The organism is Larkinella ripae (assembly GCF_054780775.1).
Genome location: NZ_BAAGVR010000022.1, coordinates 983025 through 1009411, shown reverse-complemented (window position 1 = coordinate 1009411; position 26387 = coordinate 983025). Strand labels below are relative to the sequence as shown.

The window sequence follows — 26387 nt, the reverse complement described above, 5'->3', positions numbered from 1 at the left end:
AAGGCAATACCCTTCATAATCAACCCGCTCCGGAAACAGAGCGGGTTTCTTTGTATAAACCGGATCGACCGATCCGGTTTTTTGCCGTCCATTAAAACCGGCAGGAATCGGAAAATCGCTTGATTACCAAATTTTTTCCAAACAAAATGGTCGATAATTGGTACTACTACAGCAGCCATTAATGACAAACCGCTATGTTAGAAAAATTGGAAGAAATCAGGGAAAGCATCTTCAAATACCTGGAAGCGCGGATTGAATTGTTTAAACTGGAAACTCGGAGCCAGGTCGAAAATGTTGCTTTGAACGCCGTTCATGGGGTTGTGCTGGGCTTTTTAGCCACCATCACGACCATTTTTTTATTTTCGCTGCTGGCTGCCTACCTCAACGAAGTGCTGGATAGCCGGTATCTGGGGTTCCTCATCGTTGCCGGTTTTTTTCTGTTGCTGACCATAATCTGGGCACTGGCAAAAGGGCCGGTGGAGGGAATGCTCCGGAAAATGACCTATAAGATCCTTAAAAATCAGCAGGAGAAAAAAGCGGAAGACCGGGCCGAAGCTATTCAGGATTTGATGGACCAGACGCGCGAATCGCTGAACGAAAGCGGTTCGATGAAGAATTAGAAACCGGTAATTCTCATCAAATAATAACTAAGTAGTCAGCTTTATCACAAGTCAATTCATTTTTTTACTAATTTTAGAACGCTCTTTTTATGGATACGAATGTGCCCTTTTCAGATACATCAGCCCGCCGGGCTGAGTTGATGGAAGCCACCGAGCAGTATAAAAGTTCGATTGAGACCAACGTTAAGGCCCTGAAGGAAGATGCCGCCGAAGTCGGTAAAACCGTAGCGTTGGTCGCTGGAGTCTGTTTGGCCGTTTACGTGGTTGCCAGCATTGTATTGCCTAAGTCTGATAAACCGGACGATGAGTACGATGAGGAAGACTACGACGCAGCCGACGGTTACGCTGGTGAAAGCACCCGGGCCCACGCGCGCCGGGCCGCTAAAGCCGCCGAAGACGCTCCTAAAAAATCGGCCATTGGTGGTGCTATCACCGGGATTGTGACGTCAATTTTGACGAATCTTGCCCGTCAGCAGGTTACTGAGTTTATTTCGCGTTTACGTCAGAATAATGCAACCACACAAGCAGAACCAGGCCAATACCCGTAACTCCCTACTCACCACCCTGTTCAACCGCAAGGAAGCAGGGCAAAAGTCATTTGCCGTCTTGCTCGATCCTGATAAGATCGAGCAAGATTCGTTTAAAGACCTGCTGATCCGGAGTGTCGAAAACCGGGTGGACTTCTTTTTCGTGGGCGGTAGCCTGATCACCAATTTTATTCTGCGCGAAGTCATTGAAACCATCCGGACGTACACGAATATTCCGGCGATTCTTTTTCCCGGCAATAGCCTGCACATTGAACCCAGCGCCGACGCCATCCTATTGCTGTCGCTGATCTCGGGCCGGAACCCGGAATTTCTGATTGGTCAGCACGTCATTGCGGCTCCGCTCCTGAAAAGAAGCGGTCTGGAAATTCTGCCGACGGGGTATATGCTGATTGACAGCGGAGCGCAAACCACGGTTTCCTACATCAGCAACACGACCCCGATTCCGCACGACAAACCGGGGGTGGCAGCCTGTACGGCGATGGCGGGCGAAATGCTCGGACTCAAACTGATTTACATGGATGCGGGCAGCGGAGCGCGCTGGCCGGTTGCTCCGGAAATGATTGCCACGGTTCGTTCCTGCGTTGATGCCCCGATTGTGGTCGGTGGCGGCATCAACTCCGTTGAACGGGCGCAGGCGGCTCTGCAAGCCGGTGCCGACGTGATTGTGGTGGGCAACGGCATTGAGAAAAACCCGGAACTCCTCCCCGAAATTGCCGCCGTTGTGCAGGAAGTGAACCGGCAATTGGCCTAAAAAGCAAAAAGGAGAAAGGGCGTAAAGGAAGAAGGGATTTGACTTTCACCGTCCTTTGCGCTTTTTACTGGGCTCCCGTTTGCCGTGATTTTGCCCCTTATTCAGTAGCTGGAACGGCCTGCATCCGTACGAAACATCCCTCTATCCGCTTAAAGGAATACGCACTGTCTTAAATTGGCAGCGGCTGTCGAATCAAATTCTGGTGGTGAAAAAATTTTCAACTTTATAACTAAAAAAATAGTTATTTTTCTAACTTGCTTTACGTATCGATTTAACTACCTATTTGGCAACAGTCATGCCCATTCGTTTCTTATACTATACTAAATCAGCTACTAAGTACTTAGTTTGCTGCTTGCTAGTATTACCAGGTTACATTTGTTTAGGCCAAAAAGCGCCTTCTATTCGCGAAGGCAGGGTAATAGTCAGTGGAAAAGTAAATTTAGATAGAAATTCATCGAAAGTTGTTTCGCTAATCTATTCCCAGTTATCAGCGTCACCAACCAGATTGGCTTCAATCCTTGATTCGACCGGCCGCTTCCAGTTTGAATTCGAAATAATGCATCCTCATAACATCATGGTGAGATACGGGAGTGGAGTGGCTGAACTGTATGTGGAACAATTGGATAGTTTATACATCACATTTAACGCTTCGGACTTTCAAAAAAAGGCTTATGCGATCTCGGGAACCAACCCTGAAACATCAAGAGATATACTCAGCTATCATCTTTATAACAAACTGAATACTTTCAAACCCGCTCCTGGCAATAAATCGACAGAGGTGTATGTGGCAGAAATCAAAAAACAGATTGCATCGGAGGATTCCGTTCTTTCAGCTTTTAAGAAAGACCACAAGCCTACCCAGACGTTCCTGACATGGGCCCAAAAGGATATTGTATATAGAAATGCCAATTATTTAGTTGACTTTGAGGCTTTTCACTCGATGCATCACACACTATTTACGGGCGAACTTTATGATACGAAAGTATTCCCGGTGAACGATAATGAGGCAATCGTTTCGTCGTGGTACCCGTATCATCTCTGGCAATATGCTTTGTCTCAGTATGCAAAGAACGATACAACCATACAAAAGTCTTTTAAGCAACAGCAGTGGGGAGCGGCTTTCCGGGCGTGCCTTGAGAAGGTAATGGCCTTTGAGCCACCAGGCATGGGCCGAGATCTTATTTGTTATCAGTTTCTTTTTGCGCTTTCAGAAAGAGCCTACAGTGATTATCTGGTATTGATGAAAAATGTCCACCATTACCTGTCTACTAAACCACTTATCGCCCTTTTGGAAGCAAAAACGAAGCATCATGAAAGCCAGGAGAAATTCAAAATTTCCTTGTTTCAAGCAGATTCCAAAGCAGAAAAAGAAATGGTAGGTGATTTCATCAATGGCCTCATTGCCAGAAACAAAGGTAAAGTCATTTATATAGACATTTGGGCAACCTGGTGCGGACCTTGTAAAAGCGAAATTCCTTACGCAATTGATTTACATACCTTTTACAAAAATATGCCTATCGTTTTTGTAAACCTCTGCCTTGCCTCAGATCGGGAAGCCTGGAAACGGGCTGTCGAAACCCAAAAAATTGCCGGAGAAAACTATTACTTTGATAACGATCAGTCGGAATTGCTGGCTCGGAAGTTAAAATTGGCGGGCTTTCCTACTTATATGATTATTGGTAAAAACGGACAGATCATTGACCAGCAAGCGCCCCGCCCATCTTCCGGAACTGTTATTAAAGAGCGCCTGACAAAACTGCTTGAATAAACCAATTACTAAAAAAGCCACCCGGTTGAGGTGGCTTTTTCAAAGAAGAAGGTCAATTATACATTCATCAGGGATTCCCGACGGCGCATTTTGCCGGCCGGAATACCGAACATCATTTTGAAACGGCGGCAGAAATAAGCCGTGTCTTTGTAACCGACTTCGGCGCCAATGGCCCGGATGCTTTTCTTCGACGTCCGCAGCAGCCCGACGGCGGCTTCCATCCGCTGGTATTCGATGTAATCCTGCGGGTTGATTCCGGTCAGCATTTTGAAATACTGCCCGACGTAATCTTCCGACACATTGGCCACGTTCGCCAGCACTTTGTTCGACAGATCGCCACCCAGATTGTCTTTGATATAAGCAAAAATGTCGATCAGGCGCGGATCTTTGAAGTACGTACTGTTGGTCACCAGTTGCTCAACGAACAGGCGGTTTTTCAGAATGTAGCGAATGACTTCAATAACGATCTCTTCGGTTTTGATTTTGATGATCCGTCCCTTACCCGCCGTGTCGAGCATATCCTCGGCCAGAATCTGGTTGATGGTCTGCACCAGCGAATCCTCCCGCTTGATGATGAACGGCGGCACGTCCAGCGAGTTGAAGAAGTTCACCGAGTCGAACACCTTGGCTTCGAAGGACACGTACCCGAACGAGTTCGCCATGTTTCCGATTTTCTGCGGGTCGCGGTTGGCTTCAAAATACAGCTCCCGGTGAATCATGAACTCTTCGTTCGAGACGGTTTTGGGTTGCGAGGCATCCCCGTACGTCACGGTAATGTGCTTGCCGCCCGGAATGAACAGCATGTCACCGGTTTCCACCTTTACTTTCTCTTCGCCGAACGACACTTCACCGTTGTACAGCACGGTCAGGGTATTTTCAACGTCGTAATAGTTTTTGATGGTTATGGGCTGTAAAATGCGGATGTTACGGGCTTTGATGAACTTCACACCCAGCGATTCGATAATCTTATTATAGTCTTCCATAGGGGGAGAGTGATGTATCTACAGGATTATATTGCAAAGTTGCACAAAACTAATAAATTGTACAAATCCAATACAACATTCGTTCTTGCGAAAAGATAAAAAAAATAGCGCGATACCAATAAAGTAGCGCGCGTGTTTTTTGAAAAAATTGTGCTAGCGGTAAAATAGTTCTATTTAATCAGCTCACGGGCGATCACTAATTTTTGGATTTCCGACGTACCCTCATAAATCTGCGTAATCTTAGCGTCCCGCATGAGCCGCTCCACATGATATTCTTTTACGTAACCGTAACCCCCGTGAATTTGAACGGCTTCTGTAGTTGCCCACATGGCAACCTCCGATGCGTATAATTTAGCCATGGCTGCCGCCTGCACAAAATCCTTGTGTTCGTCTTTCAGGCGGGCGGCTTTGTAAACCAGCAAGCGGGAGGCTTCAATTCTGGTCGCCATTTCGGCCAGCTTGAACTGAACGGCCTGGTGATCAAAAATCTTTTTTCCGAATGCCTGTCGTTCCTGCGAATACTTCAGCGCCAGCTCATACGCCCCGGCCGCAATACCGAGCGCCTGGGCCGCAATGCCGATCCGACCGCCGTTCAAGGTGCTCATTGCAAATTTGAAGCCAAAACCGTCGTCGCCGATCCGGTTTTCTTTCGGCACTTTCACGTCCGTAAACATCAGCGAATGCGTGTCCGACGCCCGGATGCCCATCTTGTCCTCTTTTTTGCCGACTACAAAACCGGCCTGCTCTTTTTCAACGATCAGGCAATTGATGCCCCGGTGTTTTTTGTCAACGTCGGTTTGCGCCATCACCAGATAAGCGCCCGCCGATCCGCCGTTCGTGATCCAGTTTTTGGTGCCGTTCACCAGGTAATGGTCGCCCTGGTCGATGGCCGTGGTGTGTTGTGAGGTTGCATCCGAGCCCGCTTCCGGTTCCGAGAGGCAAAACGCGCCGATGATCTCGCCCGTTGCCAGCCGGGTCAGGTATCTCTGTTTCTGGTCTTCGTTGCCAAATTGCTCCAGGCCCCAGCAAACCAGCGAGTTGTTGACCGAAACGATGACTGAGCACGAAGCATCGACTTTCGAAATTTCTTCCATCGCAATGACGTACGAAACCGTATCCATGCCGCCCCCGCCGTAGTCCGGTGACACCATCATGCCCAGAAAACCCAGTTCGCCCATGCGCCGGACCTGCTCGGCCGGAAATTTCGCGGCAGTGTCGCGCTCGATCACACCGGGCAGCAGTTCCGTTTGGGCAAAATCCCGCGCAGCTTCCTGCACGGCCAGATGTTCTTCGGTAAGGTTGAAATTCAGACCGGATAATTCGAGAGTGGACGAGGCCATGGGTTGTGACGTAGTTAATGGGTATTGCGTTTATACAGACAACGATTTTATCCTGCTAATAGTCCTGATCAAAAGAAGGATTCAGGGCGTAATGACTAATTTCCCGAGCACCCGGCGGTCCATCATTTCGCGCAGCGCCTGCGGAGCCTGTTCGAGCGGATATTGCGCCTGAACGTGCGGCTTCATCTGCCCCTGCTGATAAAACGTCAGTAGCTCCTGAACATTTTTGATACTATCCTCCGGCTGTTTCTCGGCAAAAGCGCCCCAGAATACGCCCACCACCGCGCATCCTTTCAGCAAGGGCAGATTCAGCGGAATCGACGGAATCTGACCAGCCGCAAAACCGACCACCAGATACCGCCCGCGCCAACCGACGGAACGCAAAGCCGCTTCGGTGTAGTCGCCCCCAACCGGATCATACACCACATCGACGCCCTGCCCGCCGGTGATCGCCCGGATGCGTTCGCGCAGGTCCTCAAGGCTGTAATTGATCGTGTGCCGCGCCCCGGTTTGGCGGCAAAGTTCGAGCTTCTCGTCGGTCGAAGCGGCCGCGATGACGGTTGCTCCCATCAGCCGGCCCAGTTCAACGGCGGCCAGACCGACGCCCCCGGCGGCTCCCAGCACCAGCAGGGTTTCGCCCGCCTGTAGATTCCCCCGGTCTTTCAGGGCGTGGTACGACGTGCCGTAGGTGTACATCAGTGAAGCCGCCGTGACGGAATCCATGCCCGCCGGAATCGGAAAAGCCTTCAAACCGTCGGCGAGCACTTCTTCGGCAAAACCGCCAAAACCGGTCAGCGCAAAAACCGGGTCACCGGGCTTCAGGTGCGTAATTCCCTCACCCACGCCGGTCACCACCCCCGCCACTTCCCCGCCGGGCGAAAATGGAAACGGCGGTTTGAACTGGTATTTGCCCTGAATCATCAGCGTGTCGGGAAAATTGACTCCGCAGGCTTTTACCCGAATTACCAGCTTGCCTCTGGCGGTTTTTGGCGACTCGGTTTCTTCCACCGTCAGGGTTTCGGGTGGGCCATACTGGCGGCAGAGGACGGCTTTCATGGCTTACATCATTTTCTGGTGCTCAACCGACTGCGTGCCTTTGCGGGCCAGCGCCCGAACACCCGCCAGCAGTCCGGCAAAGCGCTCATCCCGGGTCAGGCCCTTCTGGTAACGGGTGTAAATTTGCTGAATCACCACCGAATTTTTGAACAACCCAAATATATAGTAGTACAAAATGCGGGACAAATCGCGGCCGCTGCTTTGGGCGTACCGGTCCGCAAATTCCTGGCGGGTCAGATTACCGGGCAGCCAGGTCAGATTGAAGGATTTTTCAAACGGGCCGTCGTTTGGTTCGGCCCAGTAGGAAAGCGCCGTGCCGACATCCATCAGCGGGTCGCCAACCGTACACATTTCCCAGTCTAAAACCGCCCGAATGTCGGTCAGATTGGCCGGATTCAGCACCACGTTATCGTATTTATAGTCGTTATGCAGCAGGGTCGGCGGATTTTCGGGCGGTTCGTGTTCCGTCAGCCAGCGGGCCAGGGCGTCCATGTCGGGCAACGCATCGGTTTGGGCGGTCACATACCGCCGGTGCCAGCCTTCCACCTGCCGCCGGACGTAGCCTTCCGGTTTTCCCAGCTGGATCAACCCGGTTTTTTGAATGTCGAGCGCGTGGAGTTGCACCAGCGTATCGACCAACGATTCCGACAACCGGCGGAACGTTTCCGCAGAGAGAGCCAGTTTCTGCGCCGAATGCGCCCGCAAAATCAGTCCGGAAACCCGCTTCATGATGTAAAACGGACATCCCAGGACAGACGCATCCCCGCAAAAAATCACCGGTTCCGGAATCGTCGCATAACCCGCCGACTGGAGCAGCGACAGAACCCGAAACTCCCGACCCATGTCGTGGCCGCCTTTGATGGCCGCACCGAACGGGGGCCGGCGAAGCACGTATTCCTGCCCGGGGGCGTCGGTTTTGAGCAGATACGTCAGATTGGAATAACCGCCCGGAAACTGCCCATATTCGGTAATGCGCCCAACATCCGGAACCGCAGCGGTCAGGTAGGCATTCAGCGCGGCCAGATCGAGTTCCTCGCCGGGCCGGACGGTCGTAGCGGAATCCGGTTTTAGCTCAGCCATTCTTTTTTTTCGTATCCAAACCGTACTCTTTTAAAATACTGCGCGCCAGGGCGGATTTGTGCACTTCGTCGGCCCCGTCGTAAATCCGGGCGCCCCGTTCGTGCCGGTAATACCAGGCCAGCAGCAGATCGTCGGTAAGACCCATCGCGCCAAACGTCTGAATGGCCCGGTCCACGGTTTTCAGCATGATGTTGGCGACAAAAAATTTGATGGCCGAAATTTCGTTCCGGACGCTGGCAGCCCCAAAACGGTCGATGTTATGGGCGGTGCGCAGCACCATCAGCCGGGCGGCATCAATCTCGGCGCGGCTTTCGGCAATGAATCCCTGGATAAACTGCTTTTCGCCCAGCCGGACACCCGGTTCGATTTCGCGCGTGGCCGCCCGGCGGCACATCAGATCAAAACAGCGCTCGCTGATGCCGATCCAGCGCATGCAGTGGTGAATCCGGCCCGGTCCCAGCCGTTCCTGCGCCAGCAAAAAACCGGCGCCTTCCGCGCCAATGCGGTTTTCGACCGGAACGCGCACGGTTTCGTACACCACTTCCGAATGACTGCCCCAGTGATCGCCCGCATCGCCCATGATGGAAATGTTGCGGACAATCCGAAAACCGGGGGTGTCGGTCGGTACCAGCAGCAGGCTGGCCCGGCGGTGGGGTGCCGCAGCGGGAGTGGTGACGGCCATCACAATCGCAAAAGTGGCCCCATCGGCGGAAGACGTAAACCACTTGTGCCCGGTCAGGATGTATTGGTCGCCATCGCGGACGGCGGTGGTGCCGAGTTGCGTCGGATTGGAACCGGCAAACTCGGGTTCGGTCATCGAAAAACAGGAACGAATGCGCCCGGCTTTGAGCGGTTCGAGGTAGCGGTTTTGGAGCGCTTCCGGTGCGTGTTTTTGCAAGAGCTCCATGTTACCAATGTCGGGAGCCTGGCAATTGAAGGTATAATGGCCGAACGGACTGGTTGCCAGCACCTCGCTGATTTGCCCGAATTCGCAGAGCGTCAGGCCTAAACCGCCTTCGGCGAGGCCGTGTTGCAACCCCCACAAACCGGTTTTCTTTACCCGTTCCCGCTTCTGGTCCAGAACGGCGGCTACGCTGGAGAACGGCCCAGTCAGGTATTCGGCGGTTTCGAGGGGCCGCAGTTCCGTTTCGATGAAGGCCCGGATGCGGGGCCGCAGTTCCCGAATTCGGTCGGTGGCGAAAAGGTCTTCCATCGCGTTTAGTTAAAAACTACAATCAACACGGCACCGGTGACCATAATAGCCGCACCAATGAGTTTTTGAAGGATATTTTTCTCTTTAAAGAACTGATAGCCAAACAGAACGTTCAGGAGCGCGGATGTTTGAAACAGCGCCAGCACGTAGCCCACCTGCATTCCTCCAAAGGCAATATTGGTGGAAAACTGCATCAGTCCCGCCGATACAAACAGGCCCGCGCAGGTCCCTTTCTGCGCCGAAAAAACCTGAAGTTGCTCTTTCCAGCGTCGGCGCAGCGTTAAGAGAATCCAGCCGAACGAAAACAGAAAACCGAGTACGCACCAGAGCACAAACGTGGTCATGGGCGACGACAGCAACATGGCCCGCTTGATAAAAACCGCTTCGATGGCCGAGCAAACCAGGGCAATCAGTCGAAACTGGATTTCCGGCTGTTTCAGAATGTCCAGCGAAAAACCGCGTTTGCCCTGGCCCGACCCCAGCACCACGTAACTGCCGGCGACAATCAACGCGACGCCCATCACGCCCATCCAGCTCGGAATCTCGTTCAGCAAGACCATGCCAAACACGATGCTGACCACCGATTTGTAGGCGTTGACCGGACCAAGAACCGACAATTCGCCGGTTTTGATGGCTTTGATCAGCAGCACATTGCCCAGCACGCCGATCAGATTGAAGATGAGAACGTTTTCCCAGAAGACGGGCGGGAGGTGGAACAGGTCCAGTTCGGGCCAGAAGGAGATTGTTAATATGCTCAAAAAGCCATAGGTTGCGGAAGAGACGAACAGCGGTTCGGCCGCGCGCTGCGTGAGCTGTTTCTGAAAAACGTTGGCTAACGGACTGGATACAATGCGGACGACAATGGCAACGGTGGTGAGGGTCAGAAAAAGTAGAAGCATGTCGGCAAACGTCAAAGAATGTCAAAGTTTAGCAAAATTTTTGTTGACTCATGTCCTTTTCCGTTCATAATCTTTGTCAAAAACCGGGTTTTGGTATGCGTTTGTGGCTTCTGATCGCGTGTATGATTGTTGCGCTTAACGTCGGGGCGCAGAAAAAAATGGTCATTACGGTCGATGATCTGCCGGGGGTGACGCAGTATTACCGGACACCCGACGGCCTGCTGCGGATGAACCAGCGGCTGGTCGGGCATTTTACGGCGCACCGCGTTCCGGCCATCGGCTTCGTCGTTTCGAAGTGGCTGTACCAGAACGGTGTTCCGAGTCCGAAGCAGGTCGATGTCCTGAACGTATGGCTCGATGCGGGGCTGGAACTGGGTAACCATACGTTTTCGCACAAGGACTTTACCGTCATAACGACTCAGGAATATTTTGACGAAGTGGTTGGCGGTGAGAAAATTACGAAGCAGCTGGTGGAAGCGCGGGGCCAGTCGTTCCGGTTTTTCCGGCATCCGTTTCTGCGCCGGGGCGAAACCGCGGCCAAAAAAGATTCACTGGAGCGGTTTCTGGTCCGGCGTCAGTACCGTGAAGCGCCCGTGACCGTCGATAATTACGATTTTCTGTTTTCGCAGGCCTACGACAACGCGTTGCTAAAGGGCGACAGTGCGTCGGCGGCCGAGGTAGGGCGGCAGTACCTGGCGTACATGACGGCGTATGTGCGGTACTACGAAGCGCAGTCGGACTCGCTGTTTGGCCGCCCGATTCCGCAGACCTTGCTGACCCACGCCAACACGATCAACGCGGCCTACATGGGCGAGTTGCTAAACCGCCTGGAGCAAAGCGGGTATACGTTTATTTCACTCGAAGAAGCCCTGAAGGACGAGGCTTACCGCTCCAAAGATGGGTATGTGGGCAAAGGCGGTATTTCGTGGATGCACCGCTGGGCGCTGACGCAGGGCAAAAAAGGGGCCTTCTTTAAAGGCGAACCGGAGGTTCCGGAGCCGGTGACCCGGCTGGCGGAGGGCCGGTAGCGGGAACCAGTTCAGGCTCAATAATGTACGATTCAGCGCGCTTTCGGACTTCACCAACGGAACGGTGTTGGTTGGCTGACGGCCTTCTGCCAACTTTGAACCCTCATGCGTACCCTCATCCGTTACCTCCGCGATCACCTGAAAGCCGACTTTCGCGCCGATTTGTATGCCGCAGCCGCCGTTTTTCTGGCGGTTTGCATCAGCATCAACTATTACCTGGACTTAGAAGACAGTTACATCGACGCCTACCGGGGCGATAACATCCGGATTCTGTTCTATTTTCTGCTCTACGCGTTTGCCTATTATTCGGGCGTGGCGTTGTGGACCCGGTTTCACGGGCGGACGGACATCTGGCGTCGGCGGGAGTTCTGGATCTACAGCCTGGCGGGGCTGGCCATTTACAGTTGGTACGCCGGTTTTTACGGTTTTAACGAATGGAGTTCGGCGGTTTTCGGGGGCCAGATTTACCGGTTTGCCTTCTATTGCCTGCGGAATTTGCAGTCGTTGCTGACGGTTATTCTGCCGCTTTTGCTTTTTTACTGGCTGGTGGAAAAAGAACCGAACGGTTTTTACGGCATGAAGCCGAAATGGAAAGGGCTGCAAATCTATTTCGTGCTCCTGTTGTGCATGGTGCCGCTGATCACGTATGCTTCCTTTCAGCCGTCGTTTCTGGAATCGTATCCGACCTACCGCGACACCAACGCCAACGAGTTTTTCAACGTTCCGGAATGGGTGACGGCCCTGGGGTATGAGCTGGCATACGGCTGGGATTTTGTGCCGACGGAGCTGATGTTCCGCGGTTTTCTGGTGATCGGCATGAGCCGTATTCTGGGCCGGGGGGCGGTGCTGCCGATGGTCATCACGTATGCCTTCATTCATTTCGGAAAACCGCCCGGTGAAACCATCAGCTCCATTTTTGGCGGTTACATCCTGGGCGTCATTGCGTTGCAGACCCGTAGCATCTGGGGCGGCATCATCATTCACCTCGGTGTGGCCTGGCTGATGGAACTGGCGGCTTTTTTGCAGTTGGGGCTGGACAACTAACTCACTTGAACGCCGGTTTTCGGCGGAGAAACACAAAACCGGCTTCCTCCCGAACGATTTCCAGATTCGGATGGTAACGGTATTGATCAATGTTGATGTTGCGGGTAACGAAAAAAGCCGGTTTATCGACCGGGCCGTTGATCAGCCAGTCTTCCCGGTAACTGTTGGGGTTGGTTGGCGGTTCTTTCCGAAAATAAAACAGATGAGCGTAGCTTTTGTAGCCGATCGGTTCAATGTACACCGCCTGCCCCTGTTTGGCTTCGTAAAAATCAATCACCGCTCCCTGCGTATACCGCTCAATTTGGGGCACAATCGCCGGTAAGACAAACCACAGCAGCAGGGGCGTCGCCAGAAAAAGGGCCACCACCGTCCGCACGGGTTGTTGGTGCCGAAACCATAAAAGAAGCCCGATCGCCAGTCCATAAACCGTACCGATGAGCCATTCCCAGCCCTTCCATTCGGCGGGGGCGGTGAGGTTTGCGGCCGCAAACCGGTCTTTGATGTGCGGAATCAGGTCGGCGGCATGCATGCCAATCAGCGGCAGGGCGGCCAGGAGCACCGCCAGAACCCCACCAATGACGGCAATGCCGATTGTCAGCCCGCGATTCCATTTCAGCGACCCCGTAACGTAGCCGTATAAAACCGTTGCGGCCAGGTACGAAACCGGAAACCAGGCCATCGAAGAATAATGCACAATCTTGGTTTTGACGATCGAAAACAGAATCATCACCACCCAGAACAGAATCAGCATCCAGCGCCGGAACGGCAGTCCACTTGCCTGTTCGGGGTTGTGATCCGGACGAGCCGGGAAAAAACCGCGAATCGCCAGCAGCGACATCGGAAAACAACCCAGCAGAACCACCACAAAATGGTAGTAAAAAGGTTGTTGGTGCCCCGCGTCGGGGGTCGAGAACAGCCGGATCTGGTAGCGAAAAAATTCTTCGAAAAACCAAAAACCGTTCTTGATCAATTCCAGCCCAAACCAGACCGACGCCACGGCCAGCGCGCAACCGAAAAACAGCAGACCGTTCAGCAAGCTGAGAATCGGGTGAAACCGCTGGAAGGCCCAATAAACCAGAAACGTCAGGCCGAGCAGCAAACCGCCCACCGGCCCTTTGGTCAGGACCGCCAACCCGACAAACAGGCCCGAAAAAACCGCCAGTCCGGTTGCTTTGGAGGTGCCGTACCTGGAAACCGCCCGCGCCATGAACCAGACGCTCAGGAAGATAAACAGGTTGAACGTGGGGTCGATGATGCCGGATTTGAAGTACAGGTGGGGCGTCAGCGAACCGAAATAGGCCAGCGCCCACAACAGGCCAAACCGCGCATCGACCAGCTTTTTACCGATCAAATACAGCACCAGCAGCGTGATGATCCCGATGACGGCGTTTGGAAACCGGGCGGCAAATTCATTGATGCCAAAGACCTTCATCGCCAGCACCTGGAGCCAGAAGAAAAGGGGCGGTTTTTCCCAAAAAGGCTGAAAGTTGATTTGAACGCGGGTATAATTGCCCGTCACGATCATTTCCCGCGCCGACTCGGCAAAGTTGATTTCGTCCCAGTCGAACAGATGAACGCGGCCCAGAAACGGCAAATAGAACAACGCTCCGGCCAGCAGGATCAAAACGGGAATAAAGCGCGACGGTATTCGGGGCATAGCGTTGGGATTGAGTTGGCAAAAATACGGAAAGTCCCCGTTCCGTTGCGCGGTAGCGTGTATCTTTGCGGCTTCATCTAACAGGTTGCTGATGGCCACTCCCATTCTTATCGGTGTCATTAATGTGTCTGATCGCGCCAGCGCGGGCATTTACGAAGATATTCCCGGCAAAGCCGTAGTCGGTTTGTTAACGAATTACCTGAGTTGTGCGTGGGAACCGGTGTATCGGGTAATCCCCGACGAACAGCGTCAACTGGAAGAGACGATGGTGGAACTGGCCGATCAGGAAGGCTGCTGTTTGATTGTGACCACCGGCGGAACCGGCCCGGCCCGGCGCGACGTGACGCCCGAAGCCACCGAAGCGGTTTGTCAGAAAATGCTGCCCGGTTTTGGGGAGTTGATGCGGCAGGAAAGCCTGAAATACGTGCCGACGGCCATCTTGTCGCGCCAGACGGCGGGAATCCGCAACCAGACGCTGATTCTGAATCTGCCCGGCAAACCAACGGCCATCGAGCAATGTCTGTCGGTGGTTTTTCCGGCGATTCCGTATTGCATTGACCTGATCGGCGGCCCGTTTCTGACGACGCACGCGGCAATCATGCCGGTTTTTCGGCCTAAATCGGCCTGAGTCGCCGGCGCTTACAAGTTGTGGCCCCGCCCGTCGAGCTGGCCTTCGATCCAGTCCATACCCCGGCCGAGCAAAGCCTGCACAAACCGGGCGCGGTTGTCAAAATCCATGTTGCCGGTTTCGTCCTCGTTCATAAAATTGCGGATCAGCCGGACGTTGTCGATCAGCTGTAGATTGGTCACGATTTCGTCGGTTTCGGTGCGGTATTCGGCAAACGCCGGCAGGCTGGCGTCGAAATGCTGGTAAAACAGATGCCCGCGGGCCGTTCGGACGGCGCACAAAATTCCGCTGTTGCGGCTGGTCGAGGGCGAAAGGCTGCCTTCCAGACCGTGTTTCAGGACAATAACCGCGTCAAAACCGGCCATCAACGCCAGCTCGGCCATCTTCATTTGAAACGTAGCCTGAAAAACGGGAGTCACCAGAATCCGGGCGCTGCACGGATTCATTATTTTTTCGAGGGTGGCCAGGAACGGTCGTTTGAGGATAATCCGACGGCGATCCACCCAGCGGTTCAGGGCGGGTGACAGCGCTTTCTGATCCAGCACCCAACCGAAAGGCTCCGGCGGGGTGTTGATTTCGTGGTTGCTCTGCAACATCTGGCACCCCAGATAAAGGTAGAGGTCGAGCGCGTTGAGGGTATATTTCGGCCCCGGGGTCCGTCCGACGGCCGAGAGTGCCCCGTAGCCGCGCTGCTCGAAGAAATGGGCCAGCAACGGTGTAATCAAATACGTGTGTTCGACCCCATCGAAAGGCTCGGCAATCTGTACCAGCGGTCGATCGACGCAGCTCAGTTGCCGAAAACCGGGGGTAATCGTTTCCATGGCGGCATCATACAGCCCCTTGTACTCGTCGTTGCTTTCGATACGAATCCGCAAAATGCTGGTAGCCAATCCTTTAAACGTCTCGCAGTCCTTTCCCAAAAACAGAAAAGTTCCCAGCTGGTAGGCTTCGCTGGTCCCCAGCCTATGGCCTCTCAGGAGCTTTGTCGCAATTGGAAACAGGTTCGATGGCAAATCTGGACATACTTTATTGATGAAGAAGGTCGGATTGAGAAAAGCATCCTTCCCAAAAACCGTCTCCAGCGCCCTTTCTTCCGGTATGGCGCCTTTTGCCAGCAACGCCCCCAAAAACGCGCCTTTTTGCAGCGGATCGGTATTTTCAGCCAATAACATCTGTTTGCATTCCTCCATCAAACCGGCGGGCAGCGGCCGGCGACCTTGTTTGCCGAAACCAATGTGCTGAATGCCCCGGCCCAGGGCAGTGGTGGCAGGATCAGCGATGGATTGCAGTTGCGACATAGTCGGCGGAACGTTCAGATTTCATCCTAAAATTACCAATAGTGATACGGTTTATTGCTATTAAACTTTTGTTTTCAACTGTTTTTTAGCCAAAAGCAAAATAAACAGCAATAATTGGTTTATTTTTTGACTTATTTACTCATAAGCGAGCCTTTTCACCAAATCCGTGAAAAGGCAAATTCAGTAACCGTTCAGGATGTAATTCAGGCAGGTGTACACACGAAAGACCAGCCAACAGCAGATTTACCGATCTGATGTAATTATTTTAAGAATATTTTGGATGTGAGCTTGGAGAGCTCAAAATCGAAGACGGCGCGTATGCCACGATTTGGGATTTTGATCCCAGTGACGATTGAGCAGTCCGAAAACCGCAAGGGAGGTTAGGGTTCCGATGAGGGAGCCGACGTACACGTCTTCGACAAAATGCTGGAACAGATATACCCGTGAATACGCCGTGATAACGGCCAGCAGGGCAAAAAACCAGCCCCGGTTTTTGCGTTCATCCAGCAGGGCCAACAGGCAGAAAATTGAAAAAGCCGTTGTCGAATGGCCCGACGGAAAGCTGTTGTAACTGTGAATGTCTAGGCCCTCGATGACCCGGTATTGCCAGGTCGAATGTTCAAAGTATTTGAGCGGACGCAGCGAACCCGAAAACACAATTTCCTTCAGAAGGCGAACCACCAGCGTTGAAAGCAGAAACGAAGCGGCACCCATCAAGGCAAACCGGAACGACCGGAACGCCAGCACCACGGTGACAAGGACCGCAAAAGCGCCGTCGCCCAGGTAAGTTACATTTCGGAAGAACACATCCGCAGCCGGCCCGTTGTGGGCGTTCACCCACTGCATCAGGTCCGTTTTGGTGTAGAACAGCATCAAAATGCCGACCGCTATAAAGAAAAAAAGATAGACTATAAAAAAGGAACGATTCTTCGTCAGAACTTCCATAAATAACTCAATTAGTGTATACTTAGGTGCACAATGTCAAAATAAGACCAGTCCGGACCCGTTCCTGATCCGGCTGCGAACTATGAAACCGATTCCAACGCCCGGATTGCTTTCCGTGCTGCCCATGGCCCCGGCCTACCGCCGGATTGGCTGGCTGTTTACCCTGGCCTGGGGCGCGTTCGTCATTTTTCGCCGTTTGCTGCGCGAAGGCATGTGGGCCGACGGCCTGACTTACGCGGCCATTTCCCGCAACATGGCGATCGGTAAAGGCTCGTTCTGGTCGCCGGTTTTTGCCAGCTCATTCTGGCTGCCCTACAACCAGACTGAAACGTTTTACGAACACCCTCCGCTGCTGTTTTATATTCAGTCCTGGTTTTTCAGGCTGCTGGGCGATACCTACGTCACGGAACGGGTCTACTGCTTCCTGGTTATCATCCTCATCCTTATTCTGATGGTCCAGTTGTGGTGGCAGATGGTTCCCGCCGTTCATCCGCTGCACCGCTGGGAATGGCTGCCGGTTTTTATTCTGTTCACCTGCCCGCTGACGGAGTGGACGTACGCCCAGAACTACCTGGACGCCACGATGAGCCTGTTCTGTCTGTTAACCGTCAAATATACGATGGTCGGCTGGCACATGCCTAAAAAATCGTTTTTGATGGCCCCACTGGCCGCAATGTCACTGTTGGCGGCTTTCCTGACGAAGGGCCCGGTCAGCCTGCACGTTTTGGCGGTTCCGGCCCTGCTGGGCGTCGTTTATTACCGGCCGGCCCAAATTGCTCCGGCCGTTCGATGGACCCTGATGCTGTCCGTGGGTTTTGGCGGATTGCTTGGGCTGTTACTGCTGTATGAGCCCGCCCGGATTTTTCTGCACAGTTATTTCAATCAGCAGGTCTGGGCCGCCCTGAACAGCAAACGCGAACTACTGCCCACTACGGCGGGCTCGCTTGGGCGGGCTTTCATTCTGAAAATTGTAGGGATAAACATTGCCCCCGGCCTGGTTTTGATGGCGGTTTTGTGGATAATAAACCGGTTTTGGCTCCGGTCCGCCGTGTCGGTCCGGCCGCTTTCGGGAATGAGCCGGTTTTACGCAGGGCTCGGGTTAGCCGCTACGGTTCCCATGATGGCCACTACCAAGCAATTTGATTATTACGTGGTGCCGGCTTTGCCTTATTTATCGCTGGGATTGGCGGCCTGGCTGGGGCCACAACTTCTGAAAACGGTTCAGACCATAGCGCTGGATCGGCGGGGTGTTCGGGCCATTATGGCGGTTGGCGTCGTCGCTTGTCTGGTTACGGGTCTGTACGGTTTTACCATTGCCGGAAAACCGTACCACAGTTACCGGCAAATGCTGTCGGATGTCGGTAAAATCGGAGCGATGGTCCCGTCCGGCTCCCAACTCGGTGCCTGCCCGGAAGTAATGGCCGATCCGTTGCTAAACGCCTACGTTCAACGCTATTTCCGCATCGAACTGACCAGCCTGGCTAAAAAACCGGATTACTTTCTGACTAATCCGCAATGCCAGGCTGCGCAGGAACAGCCGCTAGCCCAGGTACACTATACGCCGGTCGGGGTTTCCTTAAGCCGGTATTTTATGTACCGGCGATCCAACGCCGGTATTGGAACAAAACGGCTGTAAATTACCAGCTAAGCTTTTCTCGTTCAGAAATAGTTCGTAACTTTGCGGACTATTTTGAGAAGCGAGTGAAGGAGTTGCAGAAATATACGATTTCAATTGGTAGTCTGGAAGACAAATCGTACGAATTTGACTTTGAGTCGGGCGATGCGTTTTTCGAGGCTATGGAACAGGAATTGATTCAGCACGGATCATTCGGGACGCATGTGGTCTTGACCAAGTCGTCGTCCATGATTCAGCTGGACTTCCACATTCGGGGTACGGTAGAGCTGATTTGTGATCGCAGCCTGGATTCGTTCGACGAACCGCTCGACATTCAGGAGCAATTGTTTCTGAAATACGCCGACCGCGCCGAGGAGCTGACCGACGAAATCGAGCTGATCCTGTGGGATACGCAGCAGATCAACATTGCCCGCTATCTCTTCGATTTCATTGTACTGTCGTTGCCGATGAAAAAATTGCATCCGCGCTTTCGGCAGGAAGAGGCCGGTGAGGATGAAGAGCAGGAGGGCAAGGTGGTGTATCGCTCGGAAGCTCCCGACCCGGAAGACGAAAACGGCGAGCCGCCGATTGACCCGCGCTGGGATTTATTACGAAAACTGAATAATAATTAATACCAACCTTTGTTATCGCTTCTGCGACCGTTCCGGCTGCGGCAGAAATGGCAAATTAGACTGACAACTGATAAAATAAAGTTATGGCACATCCCAAACGCAGACATTCAACCACCCGCCGGGACAAGCGTAGATCGCACGATAAACTGACCGCTAAGGCTTTGTCCTTTGACGCCACAACGGGTGAAATTCACGTTCGTCACACGGCGCACGTATTCGAAGGCAACCTGTATTACAAAGGCAAGGTAGTTATTGAAAACTACGCTCCAACAGCCTGATAGTCCAGCCCCCACCCTCCTGAAGGGGCATTTTTCGGATGATCGAAAACCTTTAGCAGGAGGTTGAGGGTGAGAAGTATTTCACAGGAATCAGCATGAGATGACCGTGAAATACTTTTTTATTGCCGGGCAACTACTATTTTTACACGTTCGTTTACCAATTCAGCGCACCCAAATCTGGTTCAATGAGAATCGCAGTCGACGCTATGGGTGGCGATTTCGCTCCGGACGCTATTGTGGAAGGAGTCGTGATGGCCACTAAAGAATTACCGAGTGATGTTACCATCGTGTTGGTAGGCAAACAAGCGGTAATTGAAAACCTTCTTCAAACGTATCACTACGCGGGATCCAGTGTGGAAATCATCCATGCGGAAGATGTAATTGAAATGGGAGAGCACCCCACCAAGGCGCTCTCGCAGAAACCCAATTCCAGCATCGGGATTGGGTTTAAACTTTTACGCGATAAGCTGGTCGATGCTTTTTGCAGCGCCGGCAATACCGGCGCCATGCACGTCGGCGCCTTATTCAGCATTAAGGCCATTGAAGGGGTGATGCGGCCCGCCATCGCTGGTTTTGTTCCGCAACTGAGTGGTGGTTTTGCCGTAATTGTCGATATTGGTGCCAATGCCGACTGCAAACCCGAAATGTTGCTTCAATTTGGCGAAATTGGCTCCATTTACGCGCAATACACATTCGGCATTGACAAACCGCGCGTGGCCTTGATGAACATCGGCGAGGAAGAACAAAAAGGCTCGCTGGTGGCGCAGGCTGCTTACCAGTTGCTGAAAAACAGCCGGAAAATTAACTTTGTTGGTAACATGGAAGGCGGAGATTTTTTCCGCGATAAAGCCGACGTGATCGTAACCGACGGGTTTACCGGCAACATCCTGTTTAAAATGGGTGAGTCGATTTATGAAGTCACCAAAGGCCTGGGGTTAAAACACGAGTTTATCGACAAAACCAATTACGAGTCGGTCGGCGGCAGTCCGATTGTCGGCGTCAATGGAAACGTCATCATCGCCCACGGAATTTCGTCGCCGTTGGCCATTAAAAATATGCTCAACCTGGCCAAAAAACAGGTTGAATCCGGTGCTTATACAAAAATAGCCCAGGCATTAAGTTGAAAATAAGACAGAAGACACCCGACATGAGACACCCGACATCATTGAGGCTATTGACCCATTCGCTTGTCTGCTGTCGATCTTCTTTTGTCTATTCAAATAGATTGTACCCCCGAGTATGAACAGTAGAGCGGCAATTACAGGCGTATACGGATATGTGCCGGACTACATCCTGACCAATGCAGAACTGGAAAAAATGGTGGATACCAGTGACGAATGGATCACCAGCCGCACCGGTATTCAAGAACGGCATATTCTGAAAGGCGAGGGCCTGGGTACGTCGCACATGGCTGCCAAAGCCGTTGAAGGCCTGCTGGCAAAAACTGGTACGGCACCCGCTGAAGTTGAATTGTTGATTTGCGCGACTACAACACCCGATTACGTGTTTCCATCGACGGCCAATCTGATTTGCGACATGACCGGCATCCGGGCCATTGGAAGCTTCGATATTCAGGCGGCCTGCTCCGGTTTTTTATACGCTCTGACCATTGGCACTCAGTTTATTGAAACCGGCAAATACAAAAAGGTAGTCGTGGTGGGCGCCGATAAAATGTCGGCCATTGTGGACTATACCGACCGGACCACCTGCGTGTTATTTGGCGATGGTGCCGGGGCTGTTCTGCTGGAACCCAATGCCGAAGGAAACGGTATTTTTGATTCCATTATTCGCTCCGACGGCGCGGGGCAGAACCACCTGGTGCAGAAAGCGGGCGGCAGCCGCTACCCACCCACCCACGAAACCATTGACAAACGCTGGCATTACGTCTACCAGGACGGGCCGTCGGTGTTTAAATTTGCCGTCAAGAATATGTCCGACGTCTCCGCCGAAATCATGGAGCGCAACCAATTGACGGGCCGCGATATCGCCTGGCTGGTGCCGCATCAGGCCAATCGACGCATCATTGAAGCCACCGCAAACCGCATGGGCCTGGGCATGGACCGGGTTATGCTGAACATCCATAAATACGGAAATACCACCGCAGCAACCATCCCGCTTTGCCTGTTCGACTATGAATCGCAGTTGAAAAAAGGCGATAACCTGATTCTGGCCGCTTTTGGGGGCGGCTTCACCTGGGGAGCGGTTTATTTAAAATGGGCTTATTAAATAGGTTTAAGGTTTGAGGTCTAACGTTTAATGACACTTGAATAGACGTTGGGCCTTAAACGTTGAACCTTAAACCTTAAACTTACCAATGGCAACGACCGCAGACCTTCGGAACGGACTCGTGATTAATTTTAACCACGACCTGTTTCAGATTATTGAATTTCAGCACGTTAAACCTGGCAAAGGCGGAGCGTTCGTCCGTACGAAACTGAAGAGCCTCACCTCAGGCAAAGTGCTCGACAACACCTTTAACGCCGGAGTGACGATTTATCCGGTGCGGGTAGAACGCCGTAAATTTCAGTATCTCTATAAAGACGAAGCGGGGTACAACTTCATGGATAACGAATCGTTCGATCAGATTAACCTGACGGACAAAATTGTTGAAAACGCCGATTTGATGAAGGAAGGCCAGGAGGTTGAAATTCTGATCAATGCGGAAACCGAAACGCCATTGACGTGCGAAATGCCCCCTTTCGTTGAGCTGGAAGTAACGTACGCGGAACCCGGTATTCGGGGCGATACGGCCAATAGCCCCAAAAAGAAAGTCGAAGTTGAAACCGGAGCTACCATCATGGTGCCGCTGTTTATCGAACAAGGTGATAAAATCCGGGTCGATACCCGCACGTACGATTACGTTGAACGAGTAAAATAAAGAATGATGAGTTATAAATGATGAGTGATGAATGGGCTGACGCATTCATTTATCGTTCATCACCCATCATTCATCATTCAATCAAGAGATGGATACGAAAGACATTCAGAAACTCATTGATTTCATCGCCCAGTCGGGCCTGGATGAGGTCAGCATCGAAACCAACGAGCTGAAATTAAGCGTAAAGCGCTTTGGGCAGGCCCCGTTAGTGACCAGCCAGTCGGTTTTGCCCGCGGCTGCTCAGCCGGTTTTGCCGGCCGCTCCGCAACCGGCGGCTTCGGCGGCTCCCAGTCCGGCGGCTCCGGCTCCCAAAACCGATACGTCGAACTACCTGACCATCAAATCACCGATGATCGGAACGTTCTACCGCTCGGCCGGCCCCGATGCCGATTCGTTTGTGGAAATAGGGGATGAAGTAAAACCGGGTAAAACCGTTTGCATCATCGAAGCCATGAAACTCTTCAACGAAATTGAATCCGAAGTAGCGGGCCGGATCGTCAAAGTGCTGGTTGAAAATGCCACACCGGTTGAATACGATCAACCCTTGTTCCTTGTCGAACCTGTTTAATGGTGAATGCGTGAATGCGCCAATGCGTGAATAAAGAAGTGTGATCTTCGGTTCTATTCATTCATTCGCTCATTCACGCATTCACGCATTCAAAATATATGTTCAAGAAAATACTGATCGCCAACCGGGGCGAAATTGCGTTGCGGATCATCCGGACGTGTCGCGAAATGGGCATCAAGACGGTGGCGGTTTATTCAACGGCCGACCGCGATAGCCTGCATGTGCGGTTTGCCGACGAAGCCGTTTGCATCGGTCCTCCGCCGAGCCGCCAGTCTTACCTGAATATTCCCAACATCATTTCAGCCGCCGAAGTCACCAGCGCCGATGCCATTCACCCGGGATACGGTTTTTTGTCTGAAAACGCGGAGTTTTCGCAAATCTGCGCTGATTACGGGATCAAATTCATTGGGGCTACGGCTGAGCAGATCAACGCGATGGGCGACAAGGCAACGGCCAAAGCGACCATGAAAGCGGCTGGTGTGCCGGTAATTCCGGGTTCCAACGGCCTGCTCGAATCGGTGGAAGAAGGCAAACGCCTGGCTGTCGATATGGGATATCCGGTTATTGTGAAGGCGACAGCCGGAGGGGGTGGTCGCGGTATGCGGATCATCAAAAGCGAGCAGGACTTCGAAAAAGCCTGGCTCGATGCCCGCATGGAAGCCGGAGCCGCGTTTGGCAATGACGGGTTGTACCTGGAAAAGTTTGTTGAAGAACCGCGCCATATTGAAATCCAGATCGTTGGCGATCAATACGGAAAAGTTTGTCACCTGTCGGAGCGGGACTGCTCCATTCAGCGTCGGCACCAGAAGCTGGTCGAAGAAACCCCCTCGCCAATCATCAGTTCCGAGCTGCGGGAGCGCATGGGTGAAGCGGCTATCAAAGGTGCATCCGCCATCGGTTACGAAGGCGCCGGAACCATCGAGTTTCTGGTGGACAAACACGGCGAGTTTTACTTCATGGAAATGAACACCCGGATTCAGGTAGAACACCCGATCACGGAGGAAGTGACTGATTTTGATCTGATTAAAGAGCAGATTAAAGTGGCTGCCGGAACACCGATTTCCGGGAAAAACTACACTCCGAAGATCTACGCCATGGAATGCCGCATCAATGCGGAAGATCCTGCGAACGGTTTTCGGCCGTCGCCGGGTAAAATCACTAACCTGCACTTTCCGGGTGGACACGGGATTCGGATCGACAGCCACGTCTACAGTGGGTACACGATTCCACCCAACTATGACTCAATGATTGCCAAGCTGATCGTTTCGGGCCAGTCGCGCGAAGAAGTCATTACCCGGATGAAGCGGGCTTTGCAGGAAGTGGTTATCGAAGGCATCAAAACCACGATACCGTTCCACATCAAGTTGATGGATGACCCTAAATTCCAGTCGGGCGAATTCACCACGGCGTTTCTGGAAGGATTTGATTTTAGTACGCTTTAGCGGATCCGCGGGCATTGGGCCCCGCGAACTCTAACTACTTTTTGCGGACTAAAGTCCAAAGCATAAAAAACCGGAAGTTGATGACAACTTCCGGTTTTTTATGCTTTGTTTATTCCCACTACCGCTTATTTTCTGAACAATTTCTCGTACGGCTTGGTATCTTCTTGCGAGAAGTGGACTTTTGAAACCGTATTCTTTTCTAATCCCAACTAGCCATGTCAAAACTGAAACTCACGCTGGGCGACAAAACGTACTTTCCGTTTATAAAAGAGCCCATTCCGTATGAGGGCCGCGATTCGGATAATCCGCTGGCGTTTAAGTGGTACGACCAAAACCGGACCATTCTGGGTAAACCGATGAACGAATTGTTCCGGTTTGCGGTCGCTTACTGGCATACCTTCTGCGGCACGGGCGCTGATCCCTTCGGACCGGGGGTCAAGCAGTTTCCGTGGGACGCCAACGCCGATCCGCTGGCGGCTGCCTTCGAGAAGATGGATGCGGCTTTTGAGTTTATCACCAAAATGGGGATGGAATATTACTGCTTTCACGACGTGGATGTTGCGCCCGAAGGCAATTCCAACAGCGAATTTGAGAGCAACTTCCGGAAAATTGTCGATTACGCCAAACAGAAGCAGCAGACCAGCGGTGTTCAATTGTTGTGGGGAACAGCTAACCTCTTTTCACACGCCCGCTACATGAATGGGGCCTCAACCAACCCGGATTTTCACGTTCTGGCCCACGGGGGCTGGCAGGTAAAGAATGCCATCGACGCTACGATTGAACTGGGCGGCTCGGGCTATACCTTCTGGGGTGGCCGCGAAGGCTATATGTCGCTGCTGAATACGAACATGAAGCGGGAACAGGAACACCTGGGCCGGTTTTTGACGATGGCCCGCGATTATGCCCGCAAACAGGGTTTCAAGGGCGCGTTTTACATCGAGCCAAAACCGATGGAACCGAGCAAGCACCAGTACGACTTCGACGCGGCCACGGTGGCCGGTTTCCTGAATAAATTCGGTTTGCAGGATGATTTTGAACTGAACGTCGAGACCAACCACGCAACGCTCGCCAACCACACTTTCGCCCACGAATTGCAGGTGGCGGCCGACAACAACATGCTCGGAAGCATCGACGCCAACCGGGGTGATTACCAGAACGGCTGGGACACCGATCAGTTTCCGATGGACCTCTACGAGCTGACGGAAGCCATGCTGGTGATTCTGGAAGCGGGCGGTTTAAAGTCGGGGGGCGTGAACTTCGATGCAAAAACCCGCCGGAACTCGACCGATCTGGACGATATTTTCATTGCTCACATTGGCGGCATGGATGCGTTTGCCCGGGCGGCCATCGTGGCTGAAGCGATCCTGAACAAGTCGCAATACAAGAAACTGCGCGCCGACCGCTACGCCAGCTACGACAGTGGCGCAGGAGCCCGGTTTGAGAAAGGTGAACTGACGCTGGAAGATCTGCGGGACTATGCACTGACGAACGGCGAACCGAAACAGATCAGCGGCAAACAGGAGCTGTACGAGATGATTCTGAATCAATATATTTAACCAAACGAACACACCCTGCCGGTGCCAGCACCGGCAGGGTGCTTTACCGGTGATTTTTTTGACTTCATCAACCAATGAGAATACGTTTCCTCCTCCTGTTGATTTTTATTGCAGGCCCGGTTTTGGCGCAGTCGGACGATGAGAAAGCCGTTCGGGCAGTCGTTACCCAGCTATTCGATGGGATGCGAAAAGCCGACACCACACTGGTTAAGGCGGTTTTTGCACCGGGTGCTTCCTTGCAGAGCCTTGCCAAAACGAAGGACGGTGGAATGAGTGTGCGGAATGAGTCAGTTTCGGGTTTTATTGCCTCGGTCGGGAAGCAAAAACCGGGTGCGCTGGACGAACGCTTGTCGGCCTACGACGTGAATACCGACGCGGAATTAGCCCTTGCCTGGACGCCCTACGCGTTTTACTACAACGGTCAGAAAAGTCACTGTGGAGTCAACCTGTTTACGCTGGTGAAGTTGAGCAGCGGCTGGAAAATTCAGACTATTATCGACACCCGGCGAAAAGACAACTGTCCGGAATAAAAAAGCCCCTAAAACCGTGTTTTAAGGGCT

General features: G+C 52.7%; 26 protein-coding genes. 17 read left to right on the top strand and 9 right to left on the bottom strand.

The genetic code is table 11. The features are described 5' to 3' along the window. Positions 1-194: 194 nt before the first annotated feature. The 4 genes from ACYVHX_RS17150 (at position 195) to ACYVHX_RS17135 (ending at position 3687) form a co-directional block, all read left to right on the top strand. Positions 195-620 (top strand): phage holin family protein, encoded by a 426-nt coding sequence (locus ACYVHX_RS17150; RefSeq protein WP_460672888.1) that lies wholly within the window; start codon positions 195-197, stop codon positions 618-620. An 89-nt stretch (positions 621-709) separates the two neighbouring features. Continuing rightward, positions 710-1168, top strand: coding sequence for a hypothetical protein (locus tag ACYVHX_RS17145; RefSeq protein ID WP_460672887.1), 459 nt, complete (start codon positions 710-712; stop codon positions 1166-1168). Next, on the top strand, positions 1131-1919 hold the full coding sequence (locus tag ACYVHX_RS17140; protein ID WP_460672886.1) for a phosphoglycerol geranylgeranyltransferase: 789 nt from the start codon (positions 1131-1133) through the stop codon (positions 1917-1919). The genes ACYVHX_RS17145 and ACYVHX_RS17140 overlap by 38 nt, the downstream gene beginning before the upstream one ends. 505 nt (positions 1920-2424) lie before the next feature. Next, positions 2425-3687, top strand: a complete 1263-nt coding sequence (locus tag ACYVHX_RS17135) for a TlpA family protein disulfide reductase (protein ID WP_460672885.1) — start codon at positions 2425-2427, stop codon at positions 3685-3687. 56 nt (positions 3688-3743) lie between these two features. Here the strand turns inward: ACYVHX_RS17135 and ACYVHX_RS17130 are convergent, their stop codons facing one another. The 6 genes from ACYVHX_RS17130 to ACYVHX_RS17105 form a co-directional block, all read right to left on the bottom strand. After that, on the bottom strand, positions 3744-4670 hold the full coding sequence (locus tag ACYVHX_RS17130; protein WP_460672884.1) for an AraC family transcriptional regulator: 927 nt from the start codon (positions 4668-4670) through the stop codon (positions 3744-3746). Between the two features lie 170 nt (positions 4671-4840). Further along, positions 4841-6010, bottom strand: coding sequence for an acyl-CoA dehydrogenase (locus ACYVHX_RS17125; protein WP_460672883.1), 1170 nt, complete (start codon positions 6008-6010; stop codon positions 4841-4843). 81 nt (positions 6011-6091) lie between these two features. After that, on the bottom strand, positions 6092-7066 hold the full coding sequence (locus ACYVHX_RS17120) for an NADPH:quinone oxidoreductase family protein (RefSeq protein WP_460672882.1): 975 nt from the start codon (positions 7064-7066) through the stop codon (positions 6092-6094). Between the two features lie 3 nt (positions 7067-7069). Then, positions 7070-8146: a phosphotransferase family protein gene (locus ACYVHX_RS17115; RefSeq protein ID WP_460672881.1), complete on the bottom strand. Its 1077-nt coding sequence runs from the start codon at positions 8144-8146 to the stop codon at positions 7070-7072. Then, positions 8139-9359: an acyl-CoA dehydrogenase family protein gene (locus tag ACYVHX_RS17110; protein WP_460672880.1), complete on the bottom strand. Its 1221-nt coding sequence runs from the start codon at positions 9357-9359 to the stop codon at positions 8139-8141. The genes ACYVHX_RS17115 and ACYVHX_RS17110 overlap by 8 nt, the downstream gene beginning before the upstream one ends. 5 nt (positions 9360-9364) lie before the next feature. Next, on the bottom strand, positions 9365-10258 hold the full coding sequence (locus ACYVHX_RS17105) for an EamA family transporter (protein WP_460672879.1): 894 nt from the start codon (positions 10256-10258) through the stop codon (positions 9365-9367). A 122-nt stretch (positions 10259-10380) separates the two neighbouring features. On the opposite strand from ACYVHX_RS17105, the gene ACYVHX_RS17100 reads away from it, so the two are divergent. Together ACYVHX_RS17100 and ACYVHX_RS17095 are read left to right on the top strand one after the other, a co-directional pair. Continuing rightward, a complete protein-coding gene (locus tag ACYVHX_RS17100) occupies positions 10381-11286 on the top strand; it encodes a polysaccharide deacetylase family protein (protein ID WP_460672878.1) in 906 nt (301 codons plus the stop codon). Positions 11287-11391: 105 nt separating this feature from the next. Continuing rightward, positions 11392-12330 carry a CPBP family intramembrane glutamic endopeptidase gene (locus tag ACYVHX_RS17095; RefSeq protein ID WP_460672877.1) on the top strand — a complete coding sequence of 313 codons (939 nt, stop codon included), beginning with the start codon at positions 11392-11394 and terminating at the stop codon, positions 12328-12330. Position 12331: 1 nt separating this feature from the next. Here ACYVHX_RS17095 and ACYVHX_RS17090 read toward each other — a convergent pair whose 3' ends face one another. After that, positions 12332-13987 (bottom strand): ArnT family glycosyltransferase, encoded by a 1656-nt coding sequence (locus tag ACYVHX_RS17090; protein WP_460672876.1) that lies wholly within the window; start codon positions 13985-13987, stop codon positions 12332-12334. A gap of 91 nt (positions 13988-14078) precedes the next feature. Here ACYVHX_RS17090 and mog point away from each other — a divergent pair, with 91 nt between their 5' ends. Continuing rightward, a complete protein-coding gene (gene mog, locus ACYVHX_RS17085; RefSeq protein WP_460672875.1) occupies positions 14079-14615 on the top strand; it encodes a molybdopterin adenylyltransferase in 537 nt (178 codons plus the stop codon). 11 nt (positions 14616-14626) lie between these two features. On the opposite strand, the gene ACYVHX_RS17080 is transcribed toward mog, so the two are convergent. Together ACYVHX_RS17080 and ACYVHX_RS17075 are read right to left on the bottom strand one after the other, a co-directional pair. Then, on the bottom strand, positions 14627-15913 hold the full coding sequence (locus tag ACYVHX_RS17080; RefSeq protein ID WP_460672874.1) for an anthranilate phosphoribosyltransferase: 1287 nt from the start codon (positions 15911-15913) through the stop codon (positions 14627-14629). Positions 15914-16210: 297 nt separating this feature from the next. Beyond that, positions 16211-16858 (bottom strand): phosphatase PAP2 family protein, encoded by a 648-nt coding sequence (locus tag ACYVHX_RS17075; protein WP_460672873.1) that lies wholly within the window; start codon positions 16856-16858, stop codon positions 16211-16213. A gap of 82 nt (positions 16859-16940) precedes the next feature. Here ACYVHX_RS17075 and ACYVHX_RS17070 point away from each other — a divergent pair, with 82 nt between their 5' ends. The 10 genes from ACYVHX_RS17070 to ACYVHX_RS17025 all read left to right on the top strand — a co-directional run bounded on the left by ACYVHX_RS17070 (position 16941) and on the right by ACYVHX_RS17025 (position 26357). Beyond that, positions 16941-18494, top strand: a complete 1554-nt coding sequence (locus tag ACYVHX_RS17070; protein WP_460672872.1) for a hypothetical protein — start codon at positions 16941-16943, stop codon at positions 18492-18494. A gap of 65 nt (positions 18495-18559) precedes the next feature. After that, positions 18560-19105, top strand: coding sequence for a YceD family protein (locus ACYVHX_RS17065; RefSeq protein WP_460672871.1), 546 nt, complete (start codon positions 18560-18562; stop codon positions 19103-19105). An 83-nt stretch (positions 19106-19188) separates the two neighbouring features. Next, positions 19189-19383 carry a 50S ribosomal protein L32 gene (gene rpmF / locus ACYVHX_RS17060; RefSeq protein ID WP_460672870.1) on the top strand — a complete coding sequence of 65 codons (195 nt, stop codon included), beginning with the start codon at positions 19189-19191 and terminating at the stop codon, positions 19381-19383. Between the two features lie 185 nt (positions 19384-19568). Beyond that, positions 19569-20507: a phosphate acyltransferase PlsX gene (plsX, locus tag ACYVHX_RS17055; protein WP_460672869.1), complete on the top strand. Its 939-nt coding sequence runs from the start codon at positions 19569-19571 to the stop codon at positions 20505-20507. 115 nt (positions 20508-20622) lie between these two features. After that, complete coding sequence (locus ACYVHX_RS17050; RefSeq protein ID WP_460672868.1) at positions 20623-21609, top strand: beta-ketoacyl-ACP synthase III; 987 nt, start codon at positions 20623-20625, stop codon at positions 21607-21609. Between the two features lie 88 nt (positions 21610-21697). Continuing rightward, on the top strand, positions 21698-22261 hold the full coding sequence (efp, locus tag ACYVHX_RS17045; protein ID WP_460672867.1) for an elongation factor P: 564 nt from the start codon (positions 21698-21700) through the stop codon (positions 22259-22261). An 88-nt stretch (positions 22262-22349) separates the two neighbouring features. Continuing rightward, entirely contained in the window at positions 22350-22829 is a 480-nt protein-coding gene (gene accB / locus ACYVHX_RS17040) for an acetyl-CoA carboxylase biotin carboxyl carrier protein (RefSeq protein ID WP_460672866.1), read from the top strand. 98 nt (positions 22830-22927) lie between these two features. Further along, the gene (gene accC / locus ACYVHX_RS17035; protein ID WP_460672865.1) at positions 22928-24271 is read left to right on the top strand and encodes an acetyl-CoA carboxylase biotin carboxylase subunit; all 1344 of its coding nucleotides are present in this window, start codon (positions 22928-22930) and stop codon (positions 24269-24271) included. A 215-nt stretch (positions 24272-24486) separates the two neighbouring features. Beyond that, positions 24487-25827: a xylose isomerase gene (gene xylA / locus ACYVHX_RS17030; protein ID WP_460672864.1), complete on the top strand. Its 1341-nt coding sequence runs from the start codon at positions 24487-24489 to the stop codon at positions 25825-25827. 74 nt (positions 25828-25901) lie between these two features. After that, positions 25902-26357: a nuclear transport factor 2 family protein gene (locus ACYVHX_RS17025; RefSeq protein ID WP_460672863.1), complete on the top strand. Its 456-nt coding sequence runs from the start codon at positions 25902-25904 to the stop codon at positions 26355-26357. Positions 26358-26387 lie beyond the last annotated feature (30 nt).

Excerpts from the sequence above, each read along its gene's own strand:
- ACYVHX_RS17105 (WP_460672879.1), bottom strand. The coding sequence starts at position 10,258 with ATGCTTCTACTTTTTCTGACCCTCACCACCGTTGCCATTGTCGTCCGC.
- rpmF (WP_460672870.1), top strand. The coding sequence starts at position 19,189 with ATGGCACATCCCAAACGCAGACATTCAACCACCCGCCGGGACAAGCGT.
- ACYVHX_RS17080 (WP_460672874.1), bottom strand. The coding sequence starts at position 15,913 with ATGTCGCAACTGCAATCCATCGCTGATCCTGCCACCACTGCCCTGGGC.
- ACYVHX_RS17130 (WP_460672884.1), bottom strand. The coding sequence starts at position 4,670 with ATGGAAGACTATAATAAGATTATCGAATCGCTGGGTGTGAAGTTCATC.
- ACYVHX_RS17120 (WP_460672882.1), bottom strand. The coding sequence starts at position 7,066 with ATGAAAGCCGTCCTCTGCCGCCAGTATGGCCCACCCGAAACCCTGACG.
- ACYVHX_RS17095 (WP_460672877.1), top strand. The coding sequence starts at position 11,392 with ATGCGTACCCTCATCCGTTACCTCCGCGATCACCTGAAAGCCGACTTT.
- ACYVHX_RS17145 (WP_460672887.1), top strand. The coding sequence starts at position 710 with ATGGATACGAATGTGCCCTTTTCAGATACATCAGCCCGCCGGGCTGAG.
- accB (WP_460672866.1), top strand. The coding sequence starts at position 22,350 with ATGGATACGAAAGACATTCAGAAACTCATTGATTTCATCGCCCAGTCG.
- ACYVHX_RS17100 (WP_460672878.1), top strand. The coding sequence starts at position 10,381 with ATGATTGTTGCGCTTAACGTCGGGGCGCAGAAAAAAATGGTCATTACG.
- ACYVHX_RS17050 (WP_460672868.1), top strand. The coding sequence starts at position 20,623 with ATGAACAGTAGAGCGGCAATTACAGGCGTATACGGATATGTGCCGGAC.
- ACYVHX_RS17140 (WP_460672886.1), top strand. The coding sequence starts at position 1,131 with ATGCAACCACACAAGCAGAACCAGGCCAATACCCGTAACTCCCTACTC.
- xylA (WP_460672864.1), top strand. The coding sequence starts at position 24,487 with ATGTCAAAACTGAAACTCACGCTGGGCGACAAAACGTACTTTCCGTTT.
- plsX (WP_460672869.1), top strand. The coding sequence starts at position 19,569 with ATGAGAATCGCAGTCGACGCTATGGGTGGCGATTTCGCTCCGGACGCT.
- accC (WP_460672865.1), top strand. The coding sequence starts at position 22,928 with ATGTTCAAGAAAATACTGATCGCCAACCGGGGCGAAATTGCGTTGCGG.
- ACYVHX_RS17150 (WP_460672888.1), top strand. The coding sequence starts at position 195 with ATGTTAGAAAAATTGGAAGAAATCAGGGAAAGCATCTTCAAATACCTG.
- ACYVHX_RS17110 (WP_460672880.1), bottom strand. The coding sequence starts at position 9,359 with ATGGAAGACCTTTTCGCCACCGACCGAATTCGGGAACTGCGGCCCCGC.
- ACYVHX_RS17115 (WP_460672881.1), bottom strand. The coding sequence starts at position 8,146 with ATGGCTGAGCTAAAACCGGATTCCGCTACGACCGTCCGGCCCGGCGAG.
- ACYVHX_RS17025 (WP_460672863.1), top strand. The coding sequence starts at position 25,902 with ATGAGAATACGTTTCCTCCTCCTGTTGATTTTTATTGCAGGCCCGGTT.
- ACYVHX_RS17090 (WP_460672876.1), bottom strand. The coding sequence starts at position 13,987 with ATGCCCCGAATACCGTCGCGCTTTATTCCCGTTTTGATCCTGCTGGCC.
- efp (WP_460672867.1), top strand. The coding sequence starts at position 21,698 with ATGGCAACGACCGCAGACCTTCGGAACGGACTCGTGATTAATTTTAAC.
- ACYVHX_RS17125 (WP_460672883.1), bottom strand. The coding sequence starts at position 6,010 with ATGGCCTCGTCCACTCTCGAATTATCCGGTCTGAATTTCAACCTTACC.
- ACYVHX_RS17070 (WP_460672872.1), top strand. The coding sequence starts at position 16,941 with ATGAAACCGATTCCAACGCCCGGATTGCTTTCCGTGCTGCCCATGGCC.
- mog (WP_460672875.1), top strand. The coding sequence starts at position 14,079 with ATGGCCACTCCCATTCTTATCGGTGTCATTAATGTGTCTGATCGCGCC.
- ACYVHX_RS17075 (WP_460672873.1), bottom strand. The coding sequence starts at position 16,858 with ATGGAAGTTCTGACGAAGAATCGTTCCTTTTTTATAGTCTATCTTTTT.